This is a genomic window from Micromonospora sp. NPDC049903 (assembly GCF_044460945.1).
In the GTDB taxonomy this organism is placed as follows: Bacteria; Actinomycetota; Actinomycetes; order Mycobacteriales; family Micromonosporaceae; genus Micromonospora.
This window is the reverse complement of the sequence record NZ_JBITKL010000010.1, coordinates 56,316-67,662: the sequence shown is the minus strand read 5'-3', so window position 1 is coordinate 67,662 and position 11,347 is coordinate 56,316. Positions and strand designations below refer to the sequence as shown.

The window sequence follows — 11,347 nt, the reverse complement described above, 5'->3', positions numbered from 1 at the left end:
TATCCGCTGCGTTCGAGGAACGGGATGAACAACTCCGTCGCCTCGACCGGCCGGTGGGGGGGCCCCCCCCCCCCCCCCCCCCCCCCCCCGGCCGCCGCCCCCCCCCCCCCCCCCCCCCCCCCCCCCCCGCGCTCCGTGTCCGGCGGCCGATCGGGACGCGTTCCGCCGGGGCCGACTCAGTCGGCGGGCAGCCAGTCCTGCCAGACGTCCGGGTTGGCGTCCAGCCACTTCTTGGCGGCCTCGTCGTGGGACAACTCGTCGACCGTGAGGTAGCGGGCCACCTCGTTCTGCTGGGCGTTGGTCCACTGGAAGTTCTTGATCAGTTCGGCGGCCGGGTTGCCGGACTCGGCGAACTCCCGGTTGGCGATCTTGTCGAGGTCGTAGGGCTGGTAGTCGCAGGCCACCTTCTCCGGGTCCACGTCACAGCCCGGGGTGTAGGGCGGCAGCTTGACGTGCACCAGGTCGACCTCGGCGAGGAACCACTGCGGCGCGTAGAAGTAGCCGATCGCCGGCCGACGGTCGCGCTCCGCCTCCCGGAACGCCTCGATGAGCTTGTCCTCGCTGCCCACGGTGCTGACCGTGTAGTTCAGCTTCAGGTTGCGGATCAACGCCCGGTCGTTGGTCTCGTACGAGGGGTCGCCGTTGAGCAGGACGCCCCGGCCGCCGGAGGTGGGCGTCCGGAACAGGTAGGCGTAGTCGTTGAGGTTCCGCCAGTTGGTGATGTTGGGGTGCTGCTCGACCAGCCACGGCGTCACGTACCAGCCGACGACGCCCTTGTTGCCGGTCATGCCGTGCTCGACGGCCTTGCGTTCCTCGTCGATGTACTTCTTCTTCAGCCCCTCACGGCCCCAGTTCTCCAGGATGACGTCGGTGCTTCCGGCGGCGACCTCCTCCCATGCCTCCTCCGCGGTGAGGTCCTTGACCACCACCGTGCAGTTGAGCCGGTTCTTGGCCAGGTAGCCGATCACCGCGAGGTTCGCCTCGTACCCGATCCACGGCAGGTTGGCCAGCGTCAGCGTGCCGCACTCCGTGCGCTCCGGCGGTCCCGGCGGTGCGACCCGGGGCTGGATGTCGGCCGCGCAGCCGGTCAGTGCCAGTGCGGCCACGCAGGCGAGGGCCGCCGCCCTGGTCCACCCTGATCTCTGCATCGCTGCCTCTTCTCCTCTTCGTCGTTGCGTCCGGCCGCGGGGCCGGAGGGGGTGCGGCCGTCCGCTGGGCCGGAGGGGTGCTGGGCGTCCGCTGGTCAGCGACCGACGCCGGCCCGCGCGAGGCGTTGCGCCAGCACCACCTCGGTGAGCGCGACGAGCACCTGCTTGACCGACTCCCGCTGACGCGCGTCGCACTCCACCAGCACCACGTCGTCGGCCACGCCGAGGGCCTCGCGCACCTCGGCCAGCGCGAAGCGGCGGGTCGCCTCGAACGTGTTGACGGCCAGCAGGAACGGGATCTGGTGGTCCTCGAAGTAGTCGATGGCCGGGAAGCAGTCCTCGATCCGCCGGGTGTCGATCAGCACGACCGCACCCAGCGCGCCGTCCACCAGGTCGTCCCAGAGGAAGGCGAAGCGGTCCTGTCCGGGCGTGCCGAACAGGTACATCAGCAGGGACTCGTCGAGACTGATCCGACCGAAGTCCAGGGCCACGGTGGTGGTGGTCTTGCCGGCCACCACCGAGGTGTCGTCGACCCCCACCGAGACCTCGGTCAGGTCGGCCTCGGTGACGAGCGGCTCGATCTCCGACACCGCGCCGACGAAGGTGGTCTTGCCGACGCCGAACCCCCCGCTCACCACGATCTTGACCGCGGTGGGTGTGGGCGGCTGGCTAGAGAGCGCGGACACGGTCCCTGATCCTCTCGATCATGGCGACGGAGAGCTCGCCCTGTTCCTCACGGCGCAGGTAGCCCTCGCTGAGCAGGTCTGCCACCAGCACCCGGGTGACGCCGAGCGGTACCCGCAGCGCCACCGCCAGGTCGGCCACGGTGATGGCCCGCTGGCACAACTCGACGATCCGGCGGGCCTCGAAACGCAGCGGCGCGGAGAGCGCCGCCGGTTGGGCGGAGAGCAACGTCTCCACCCGTAGCCCGTCCTGGACCGGGCGGGTACGTCCGCCGGTGAGCAGGAACGGGCGTACCGCCTCCGCGTCGGACGGCTCCGGTGTGGACGGCGGCGGCTCGGGTGCCGGGCCGACGGATGCCGGGGCAGCGGTCCAGTACGGGATCATCCGCGGGTCGGGCAGCCGCGGTCCTGCACCGCTCACCGGGGCAACACCCGTCTCGACTCGGAGATCAACGCCGGTGTCAGCATGCTGCCGAACCGGTCGGCGAGCAGCGAGATCTCATAGCCGACCAGGCCCAGGTCGCAGTCCCCGTCAGCGAGCACCCCCAGGCAACTGCCGTCGCTGATCGCCGACACCAGCAGGAAGCCGCGTCTCATCTCGATCATGATGAGTTTCAGCCCGTCGAAGTCGTACTTACGGGAGGCGGTCCGGGCCAGGCTGGCCATGCTGGACACGATCGCGGCGAGTTGGTCGCCGGCACCCCGGTTGAGACCTGCGGAGACGGCGATGAGCAACCCGTCGGACGAGACGGCGACCGCGTCCCGTACCCCGTCCGTCTGCCGGACGAAGTTCGCCAGCAGCCAGTTCAACTGGTGTGGATCGCTCTGGATGTCAACCTTCACGGGTCCCCCAAGGCTCGGTCGTGGTGTCGTCGCTGGACCGGGTCGGTGGTGCCGGCCGGTCGACCTGGCCGCGGAGCGTTCCGGCGCGCAACGCGGTCAACCGGTTCCGGATCTCCATCGGCGAGTCGTCCATGGCGGCCGGACGCGGCGCGGACGCGACCGGGTCGGCGGCCGGGGCGGGCGCGCTGGCACGCCGCTCGCGGGGCAGGCGTTTGCGCAGCCCGTTGGTGGTGCGCTCCTCCACCGGGCCGACGGCGGACACCTCACCGGCGATGGTGGGCGGCCGACCGGCGACGGGCCGGTCGTGCCCGCGCGGCGCGGGCGCGACGCGGGTGGCGGGCGGCGGCGCGTCGATGGCGGTGCGCGGACCGACCCCGGCGATGCCGACGGCCGGCGTCGGACGGGCGGCGGGCACCGACGGCAGCAGCGGCGGCGCAGCCGGTTCGGCGGCCACCCGGGCGGTGGTGGAGGTGACCGTGATGGCCGTCTGCGTGGTGCCGACCGCGTCCGCCCCGTCGTCCGGGGCGATCGCGTTCCGGCTGGTCAGCACCGTGGCGGGCAGCAGCACCCGGGCGGTCACCCCGGTCACCGGGGAGGGCGCGAGCTGCACGTCGATGCCGAGGTCCCGGGCGAGCTGACCGACCACGTGGTGGCCGAGGTAGCGGGTCGGGGCCGAGACGTAGTCGACCTCACCGCGCAGGCGGGCGTTGGCCTCGGCCAGGTCCTCGGGCGACATGCCGATGCCCTGGTCGGTGATGGCCACGAGGTAACCGTCCCCGCTGCGCCGGCCCTGGATCTCCACGTCGGAGTCCGGCGGGGAGAAGGTCAGCCCGTTCTCGACCAGCTCGGCGAGCATGTGCGCGACCGCGCTGACGTTGGCGCCGACCACCCAGGCGTCGTCGATCCGGCGGATCTGCACCCGCCGGTACTCCTCGACCTCGGAGATGGCGGCCCGGATGACGTCGGCGATCGCGAGCGGCCGGGTCCACTGGCGAGGACCGCCGGCCCCCACCAGGACCAGCAGGCTCTCCGCGTTCCGGCGCATGCGGGTGGCCAGGTGGTCCAGCTCGAAGAGGTTGGCCAGTCCGGCCGGGTCGGTCTCCTCCCGTTCGAGCTTGGTGATGAAGCTGAGCTGGCGGCGAAGCAGGTTCTGGTTGCGTCGGCCCAGGTTGGCCAGCGACTCGGTGGTGCTTCGCCGCAGCACCGCCTGCTCGGTCGCGAGGCGGAACGCCACCTCCTGGACCTGGTCGAGGGCGCCGGCCACCGAGCGGACCTCGGTGCTGGAGCGGGTCGGCACCTGGACCGGCTCCGGGGCCCGTGGTTCGCTCTCCTCGGTGCCGTCCTGGAGCTGCCGCACGGCGACGGGCAGTCGGTTGGCGGCCAGGTCACGCGCCTCGGCGGCCAGCATCGCCAGCGGCCGGGTGATCGAGCGGGAGGCGAGCACCAGTAGGCCCACCGCACCGGCGAGGAAGAACGCGACCAGCGCACCGAGCACGAACAGCCGTCGGGTCGACTCGCCCTGCCGTTCGGCGGCCCGCGCCTCGATCTCCGCGCCGACGTACTCCTGCATGTGGCGCATGCCGTCCAGCACCGTGGTCAGGGCCGACCACCATGCCTGCGGGTTGACCTGCACCCGGCGGCCGTCGGCGGAGTCGAGCGCGACCTGCTCGAAGAAGCCGGCCACCCGGGCGGCGCCGGTGTCCAGCACCCAGTCGTTGGCGGCCCGCTGGCCCGGGGTGGCCCGCTCCTCGAAGTCGGCCAGCGCCGTGTCGCGGGCCGCGCGCATCTCGGCGAACTGGAGGAACTCGCCGTCGGCGAAACCGCCGGCGGAGAAGACCCCGTTGAGGAAGGCGCGCTGCTGGGCGGTGCTCTCCTTGATCCGGCTCAACGCGGTCAGGGTCGCCACGTGCCGTTGCAGTTGCGGGTCCTGCGCCTGGTCCAGGTCGTAGTCGAGGCGGTTCAGAGCGGCGATGCGCTCGGTGAAGAAGTCAAAGGTCGCGGCCCGACCCGCGCTGCCGCTGTCGGTGGCGGAGCGGACCACGTCGAGCCCGTCGAGTTCGCGCAGCGCGGCGCCGACCCGGTCGGCCACCTGTCCGCCGCCGGAGATCGCCTCCTCGACCGCCCGGCGGCGCTCGTCCACCCGCTCGCGGGCCGGGGCCACCTCGTTGCGGAAGCCCTCGTTACCACCGAGCAGTGCGGCGCTGATGCCACGCTCGACCTGCAGCTCCTGGGTCAGGTCCTGCACCTGCAGGGCCAGCGACACCGACTCGCTGGCCTTGCGGACGGCCTGGTAGGACGACACCTCGACGACCGTCACGTAGCCGAGCAGGAGCAGCACGGCCGCCACCGGCAACGCGATGATGGCGGCGAGTCGACTGCGGATGCTGCCGCCGCCTGTCACCACAGGCTCCTCGGCGCCCGGGCCGTGCTGTGGTCGAACGCCGGCACGGCGCATCGGTCGGGAACCTGTGTGGACACGCGGTCTCCAATCACCGACATGGCCACGCAGGCCGGTGTGAGGCATCAGGGGGATTGATCACAGCAATATCCCGGCATACCCGGCCGCCCACAACCCTCAGGCGGAATCGTCACGGCCGGAGAGCTTGGGTTCTGCCCATTCGGACAGCATCAGACGACCGAATGACCGACCCCGGTTTCGGGCATTGTGAAGTGATCGGAAACCGAACGAGTCCCGGATCGTCGGCATCGGAGGAACCACCCTCACCCGACCCGGTCGGGCACGCGGTGGACCGATTCGCACCCCGGCCGCAGACCGGTCGACACCCCGGCGCGCCCGGTGCGCGACCACCGGTCCAACCTGTGTGGACGATCGGCGGCACCGGATGACCGGTAGCGGGAGAGGCCGGTCAGGCGGGCGTCACTCGTCGCCCGGGACCGCTCCCGCGGTCGGGACGTGCCGCGCGCCCGACTCCGCACCCGTCACCTCACCGCGGCCACCCCGGACCCGCTCCGGCCGGCACTCGTCGACGGGACGCCCGAACAGGTCGGCGGGCATCTGCCGGCTCGACTCGGCCGGGAGGTACAGCGGGCCCGTCATGTGATCGCCACCGTCCTGTGTCGACGTGGGCGACCGCCCACGTGCCGCGTGCCTCGGAACGCTGCGGGAACCCTACGGCAGCCGGGACGAGCATTGCCAGATGCAAATGGCTCAAGGAGAAAGGGCGGCTGGCGGGATTGTCGACACCCCCTCCGACGGGCAGGATCGGATCCGTGTGTCTACTCCCGGTACACGCGAGGTGACCGGACGTACGATCCGATGTGGTCGGTCAGGCCGGCACCGGGGTCTGGGCGTACACCTGGAAGCGCAACGAGCGCGCGTCGGTGAAACACTCCCGCATCGGCCGGACCAGGTCACGGTGCTCGGGACTGCGCTCCCACGCCTCGAAGTCGGTCAGGCTGGCCCACTCGCTGGTGATCAGCCACTGCTCCGGGTCGGTCGCCGAGCGGCACACCTGGTCGACCAGGTGCCCCGGCACCCCGTCGGCGACCAGATGGCGGACCGCCTCGTACGCCCGCAGGAAGTCGTCGGTGCGATCGACGGGGACCCGGACCAGGAACACCACCCGCCCTCGCTGCGGACCCGGCCCGTCCCCGCGCTCGATCGCCGTCATCACTGCTCCGTTCCGCTCGGTGGCGCGCCGCGCAGCACCAGCGCGCTGTTGAATCCGTCGAATCCTCGGGCGCAGACCAACGCCAGTCGGTGGCGCGGACGCCGGGCCGCCCGCAGGAAACCCAGCTCACAGCCCGGTGCCACGGTGTCCGGACCGGCCGACGCGGGCAGCGTGTCGTGCGCGAAGGCGAGCAGCGCGGTGGCCACGTCCAGTGCCGAACCGCCCTGATGCGCCCGCCCGGTCAGCGACTTGTGGGTGGTCACCGGCGGAGCCAGCGCACCGAAGACCGACCGCAGCGCCTCGGCCTCGGACCGGTCGTAGCGGGGCACCCCGAGCCCGTCGGGGACCACCACGTCCACCTCGTCCGGTTCGACCCCGGCCCGGCCCAGGGCCAGCCGCATGGCGCGGGCGTACTGCCGAGGGTCGCCGGCGGACTCGGCGGTGGTGTGCGCGGCGTCGTGGGTGGCACCCCACCCGGTCACCTCGCCGTAGATCCGGACGCCCCGGGCCAGGGCGTGACCCAGCTCCTCCACCACGAAGACCGCCCCGCCCTCGGCGGGCAGGTAGCCGCTGGCTCCGGCGTCGAACGGCCGGTACGCCCGCTCCGGGTCGGTCTCCGCGCTGAGCAGGCCGGAGCGGAGCTGACAGGCCAGCGCGTACGGGCTCAGCGGGCACTCGGTCGCCCCGGCCAGCACCACGGAGGCGCCCCGCCGTACGGTGCGGACCGCGTGGGCGAGGCTGTCCAGGCCACCGGCCGACTCGGCCACCAGCACCCCGCACGGGCCCTTGGCCTGGTGCCGGATGGAGAGTTGCCCGACGCTGGCCGCGTAGAACCAGGCGATCGACTGGTACGCCCCGACGGTGCGGCTCGGCGACGACCAGAGCCGTTGCAGCTCCCGCTGGCCGAACAGGTTGCCGCCGGAGGAGCTGGCCAACGTGACCGCCCACGCGTACGGGTCGGGAGCCTGCTCGGGCAGGCCGGCGTCGGCCAGGGCCAGCCCGGTGGCGGCGAACCCGAGGTGGGTCCACCGGTCGGTCTGCACCAGGGCGCGGTTGTCGGCGTACCGGGCCGGGTCGAAGTCGGCCACCTCCCCACCGAGGCGGGTCGGGTAGCCGGCGGCGTCGAAGAGCGTGATCGGTCCGGTGCGGCGCTGACCCGCGAGCACGGTGCGCCAGTGCGCGTCGGCACCCACTCCGCTGGGCGCGACCACGCCGATTCCGGTCACCACCGCGCGGGCCACCGTGCCGTCGCCGGACGGTCGGGCGGTCGTCGTGTCGTCGTACGCGGGGGCGGTCATCGCGTCACCTCCCGGCCGAGTCGGCGGAACAGCATGGCCGACTGGAACCCGCCGAAGCCGCTGCCCACCGAGAGCGCCACGTCCACCGGCACCTCCCGTGCCTCGTTCGGCACGTAGTCCAGGTCGCACTCCGGGTCGCGGGTGGTCCAGTTGGCGGTCGGCGGCACCACCCCGAACTCGATGGCCAGCGCGCACGCGGCCATCTCGATCGAGCCGATCGCGCCCAGCGAGTGCCCGACCATCGACTTGATCGAGCTGATCGGCACCCGGTACGCGGCCGGCCCGAGGGCCCGCTTGAACGCGGCGGTCTCGTGCCGGTCGTTCTGCCGCGTGCCGGAGCCGTGCGCGCTGATGTAGGAGACCTCCTCCGGCGCGAGCCGCGCCTGCCGCAGCGCGTCGGTGATGGCCAGGCCCATCTCCACCCCGTCCGGACGCAGCCCGGTCATGTGGTAGCCGTTGCTGCGGCTGGCGTAGCCGGCCACCTCGCAGTAGACGTGCGCGCCGCGCCGCTGGGCGTGCGTGGCCTCCTCCAGCACCAGCACCGCCGCCCCCTCGGCGAGCACGAAGCCGTGCCGGTCGGCGTCGAAGGGACGCGAGGCGTGTGCCGGGTCGTCGTTGTCCGGGCTGGTGGCCTTGATCGCGTCGAACGAGGCCACCGTGACCGGGGAGATCGGCGAGTCGGCCGCGCCGGCCAGCACGATGTCCGCCTCACCGTCGGCGATGAGCTGGTGGGCGTACCCGATGGCGTCGATGCCGGAGGTGCAGCCGGTGGAGACGACCTGCGCCGGGCCGTGCAGCCCGTGGTGGCAGGCCACGTCGGCGGCCAGGCTGCTGGGCACCAGCGCCGGATAGAGGTACGGTCCGCCGAGCGCCGCGTCGACCAGCCAGCGCCGTCCACTGTCGCTGACCGTGACGTACTCCTGTTCCAGCGCCATGGTGCCGCCGACGGCGGTGCCGAGCACCACGCCGGTGCGGTCCCGCTCGGCGTCGGTGAGCTCCAACCCGCTGTCGGCGACCGCCTCGGCGGCGCAGGCCAGCGCGAACTGCACGTACCGGTCGGCGCGCTGTCGTTGCGCCGGGGTCAGCCGGGCGGCGTCCGGGTCGAAGTCGCACTCGGCGGCGATCTGCGAGCGGAACGGCGACGGGTCGAAGAAGCTGATCCGCCGGGTCGCGGTCCGCCCCTCGGTGATGCCCTTCCAGAACCGGTCCCGGGTAACGCCCCCGGGAGCGACCACGCCGATCCCGGTCACTACCGTGCGCCGCCCCGTCACGACCCGTTCCGCTCGTCGGCCACCTCGGTGTCGACGTGACCCAGTTCCGGACGGGGGGCCAGCGGACCGAGGTGGAACACCACCTCGGCCGGTTCGTCACCGGTGTTGCGCAGCCGGTGCCGGACGTTGCGGGCCACGAACAGCGCCTCACCGGCGGTCAGCAGCACCGGCTCGTCGTCCAGGTCGACGGTGATCGTGCCCCGGGCGACGTAGAGGAACTCCTCGCTGTACGGGTGGTAGTGCTCGGCGATCCGCTCCCCCGGCCCCATGGTCGCCACGCCCATGAACCCCGAGGTACTGCCGACGGTACGCGGGCCGAGCAGGACACGCAGCTCACCGCCGCGACGGCGGTCGGCGGGTACGTCCCGGGCGGCCACCAGTGCCAGGTCACTCATCGTCGTCTCCGTTCGTCGGGGCGGTCGCCACCGCTGCGGCGTGTTCCCGGGCCAGCCGCTCGATCCGGTCTTTGATCACGGCGAGCTGCACCACGCTGTTGGTGTTGATCCGCTCGGTCATCCCGGCGTTGTCCACCGGGGCGGTCGGCTTCATCGCGAAGTCCTGCACCCAGGTCATCCGGACGCCGTCGGGCTCCTCGGTGTAGGTCCAGTGGATCCGCATGTACTCGAACGGTCCAGTCTCCACCCGACGCGCCCGCACCTGCCGGGTCGCCGGGTCGGGGGTGCGTTCGCTGACCCAGCTCCAGGCCACCCCGTTCTCGTCGGGGTGCATGGTGAGGCGGAACCGGACGGTGTCGCCGTCCCGGCCGAGGATCTCGGCCTTGGCGTACTCGGTGAACAGCTCGGGCCAACCGGCGACGTCGTTGGTGACCGACCAGACCAGCTCCAGCGGCGCGGCGATGACGATGCTGTTCTCGGTGTGCCCGGGCGGATCGGCGGCCGGCGCGGGCGGGTCCGTCTGCTCGGCGACCAGTTCGGCGACGGCCGGGATGGTGAGCTGCGCGGCCTGCTCCGGGATGCTCACCCGCCACCGGTCGGCGACCACGGCGGAGAGTTCGAGCAGCGCGAGCGAGTCCATCCCCAGTTCCTCCAGCGAGGCGGCCGGGGCGCGGGCGGCCGCGTCCGGGTCGAGCCCGCAGTTGGTCACCAGGATGTGGGTGATCTCCGCGGTCAGCGAACGGCCATCGGTGACGGTCATCGGTTTCTCCTCTGCTGAACGGGGGTCGATCCGGCGGTCATCCGGTCGACGAGGCCGGTGGAGTAGCGCCCCTTGCGGAAGTCGGCGTCGTCGAGGACCCGCCGGACGAAGGGGATGGTGGTCCGCACTCCCGGACCGGTGATCTCGAACTCGCGCAGGGCCCGGTCCAGTCGGCTCAGGGCCAGGTCACGGTCGGGGGCCCAGACGGCGACCTTGGCCAGCAACGAGTCGTAGTGCGGACCGACCAGGTAACCGGCGTGCCCGTGGGTGTCGACCCGGGTGAACGGGCCGCCGGGCGGCACGAAGCGGTCCAGCCGGCCGGGGGTGGGGACGAAACCCCGGTCCGGGTCCTCCACGTTGACTCGGCACTCGACGGCCACGCCGGTGAACCGGATGTCCTCCTGCCGCAGGCGCAGCGGCGTACCGGCCGCGACGTGGAACTGCTCGTGCACCAGGTCGATCCCGGTGATCATCTCGGTCACCGGGTGCTCCACCTGGATCCGACAGTTGATCTCCAGGAAGTGGAACCGCTCCTCGTCGTCCACCAGGAACTCCAGCGTCCCGGCACCGGTGAAGCCGACCTCCAGCGCGCCGCGCAGGGCGGTCCGCGCCAACGCGTCCAGGGTCGCCGTGGCCAGCGCCGGCGCGGGTGCCTCCTCGACCAGCTTCTGGTGCCGGCGCTGCACCGAACAGTCCCGGGTGCCCAGGTGCACACCGTTGCCGTGGGAGTCGCAGAGCACCTGCACCTCGACGTGCCGGGCGTCGGTCAGGTACCGCTCGACGTACACCCGGTCGTCGCCGAAGGCGGCCTGCGCGGCGGCCCGGGTGCGGGCGTACGCGCGGGGCAGGTCGGCCGGCGCGCGGACCACCGTCATCCCCCGGCCGCCGCCGCCGGCCGTCGCCTTGACGATCACCGGGTAGCCCACCTCGGCGGCGACCACCGCGGCCTCGCCCACCGTCGGCACCGGTTGCACCGCGCCCGGCGGCAGCGGCAGCCCGGCGCGGCGCATCAGCGCCCGGGCCGAGGACTTGTCCGCCAGCGCGGCCATCACCTGCGGCGACGGGCCGACGAAGGTGAGCCCGTTGTCCGCGCAGATCTCGGCGAAGTCGGCGTCCTCGGACAGGAAGCCGTAGCCGGGATGGACCGCCTGCGCGCCGACCTTGCGGGCCGCCTCCACCACGGCGGCGGCGTTGAGATAGCTGCGGCGGGGGGGGGGGGGGGGGCGGCGGGGCGCCCCCCCCGGGCGCGCCCCCCCCCCCCCCCCCCCGGCGGGGGGGGGGGGGGGGGGGGGGGTGGTGGTGGGGGGGGGGGGGGGC

The 11,347-nt window shown here is 72.8% G+C and carries 11 protein-coding genes and 1 pseudogene; all 12 read right to left on the bottom strand.

Translation table 11 applies throughout. The features are described 5' to 3' along the window. Positions 1-176: 176 nt before the first annotated feature. Complete coding sequence (locus tag ACIBO1_RS17525; RefSeq protein WP_350697254.1) at positions 177-1,148, bottom strand: glycine betaine ABC transporter substrate-binding protein; 972 nt, start codon at positions 1,146-1,148, stop codon at positions 177-179. A gap of 95 nt (positions 1,149-1,243) precedes the next feature. Continuing rightward, positions 1,244-1,834 carry a GTP-binding protein gene (locus tag ACIBO1_RS17520; RefSeq protein WP_396747444.1) on the bottom strand — a complete coding sequence of 197 codons (591 nt, stop codon included), beginning with the start codon at positions 1,832-1,834 and terminating at the stop codon, positions 1,244-1,246. Next, positions 1,818-2,252, bottom strand: a complete 435-nt coding sequence (locus ACIBO1_RS17515; RefSeq protein ID WP_396747441.1) for a DUF742 domain-containing protein — start codon at positions 2,250-2,252, stop codon at positions 1,818-1,820. Before ACIBO1_RS17515 ends, ACIBO1_RS17520 begins: the two co-directional genes overlap by 17 nt. Beyond that, positions 2,249-2,674, bottom strand: coding sequence for a roadblock/LC7 domain-containing protein (locus ACIBO1_RS17510; protein WP_350697251.1), 426 nt, complete (start codon positions 2,672-2,674; stop codon positions 2,249-2,251). The genes ACIBO1_RS17515 and ACIBO1_RS17510 overlap by 4 nt, the downstream gene beginning before the upstream one ends. Beyond that, positions 2,664-5,129, bottom strand: coding sequence for a nitrate- and nitrite sensing domain-containing protein (locus ACIBO1_RS17505; protein WP_396747438.1), 2,466 nt, complete (start codon positions 5,127-5,129; stop codon positions 2,664-2,666). Before ACIBO1_RS17505 ends, ACIBO1_RS17510 begins: the two co-directional genes overlap by 11 nt. Positions 5,130-5,552: 423 nt before the next feature. Beyond that, a complete protein-coding gene (locus tag ACIBO1_RS17500) occupies positions 5,553-5,732 on the bottom strand; it encodes a hypothetical protein (RefSeq protein ID WP_396747435.1) in 180 nt (59 codons plus the stop codon). A gap of 229 nt (positions 5,733-5,961) precedes the next feature. Continuing rightward, on the bottom strand, positions 5,962-6,306 hold the full coding sequence (locus ACIBO1_RS17495; protein ID WP_396747432.1) for an antibiotic biosynthesis monooxygenase family protein: 345 nt from the start codon (positions 6,304-6,306) through the stop codon (positions 5,962-5,964). After that, positions 6,306-7,604, bottom strand: a complete 1,299-nt coding sequence (locus tag ACIBO1_RS17490) for a beta-ketoacyl synthase N-terminal-like domain-containing protein (protein WP_396747429.1) — start codon at positions 7,602-7,604, stop codon at positions 6,306-6,308. The genes ACIBO1_RS17495 and ACIBO1_RS17490 overlap by 1 nt, the downstream gene beginning before the upstream one ends. Continuing rightward, positions 7,601-8,875 carry a beta-ketoacyl-[acyl-carrier-protein] synthase family protein gene (locus tag ACIBO1_RS17485; protein ID WP_396747426.1) on the bottom strand — a complete coding sequence of 425 codons (1,275 nt, stop codon included), beginning with the start codon at positions 8,873-8,875 and terminating at the stop codon, positions 7,601-7,603. Before ACIBO1_RS17485 ends, ACIBO1_RS17490 begins: the two co-directional genes overlap by 4 nt. Further along, on the bottom strand, positions 8,872-9,270 hold the full coding sequence (locus ACIBO1_RS17480; RefSeq protein WP_131054094.1) for a cupin domain-containing protein: 399 nt from the start codon (positions 9,268-9,270) through the stop codon (positions 8,872-8,874). Before ACIBO1_RS17480 ends, ACIBO1_RS17485 begins: the two co-directional genes overlap by 4 nt. Continuing rightward, positions 9,263-10,030, bottom strand: coding sequence for an SRPBCC family protein (locus ACIBO1_RS17475; protein ID WP_396747423.1), 768 nt, complete (start codon positions 10,028-10,030; stop codon positions 9,263-9,265). Before ACIBO1_RS17475 ends, ACIBO1_RS17480 begins: the two co-directional genes overlap by 8 nt. After that, positions 10,027-11,250: pseudogene (locus ACIBO1_RS17470) on the bottom strand (acetyl/propionyl/methylcrotonyl-CoA carboxylase subunit alpha); the annotation flags it as partial. The pseudogene ACIBO1_RS17470 and the gene ACIBO1_RS17475, both read right to left, overlap by 4 nt. Between the last annotated feature and the right edge of the window lie 97 nt (positions 11,251-11,347).

Coding starts and splice junctions, on each gene's coding strand:
- ACIBO1_RS17495 (WP_396747432.1), bottom strand. CDS start 6,306: ATGACGGCGATCGAGCGCGGGGACGGGCCGGGTCCGCAGCGAGGGCGG.
- ACIBO1_RS17525 (WP_350697254.1), bottom strand. CDS start 1,148: ATGCAGAGATCAGGGTGGACCAGGGCGGCGGCCCTCGCCTGCGTGGCC.
- ACIBO1_RS17500 (WP_396747435.1), bottom strand. CDS start 5,732: ATGACGGGCCCGCTGTACCTCCCGGCCGAGTCGAGCCGGCAGATGCCC.
- ACIBO1_RS17475 (WP_396747423.1), bottom strand. CDS start 10,030: ATGACCGTCACCGATGGCCGTTCGCTGACCGCGGAGATCACCCACATC.
- ACIBO1_RS17480 (WP_131054094.1), bottom strand. CDS start 9,270: ATGAGTGACCTGGCACTGGTGGCCGCCCGGGACGTACCCGCCGACCGC.
- ACIBO1_RS17490 (WP_396747429.1), bottom strand. CDS start 7,604: ATGACCGCCCCCGCGTACGACGACACGACGACCGCCCGACCGTCCGGC.
- ACIBO1_RS17505 (WP_396747438.1), bottom strand. CDS start 5,129: ATGCGCCGTGCCGGCGTTCGACCACAGCACGGCCCGGGCGCCGAGGAG.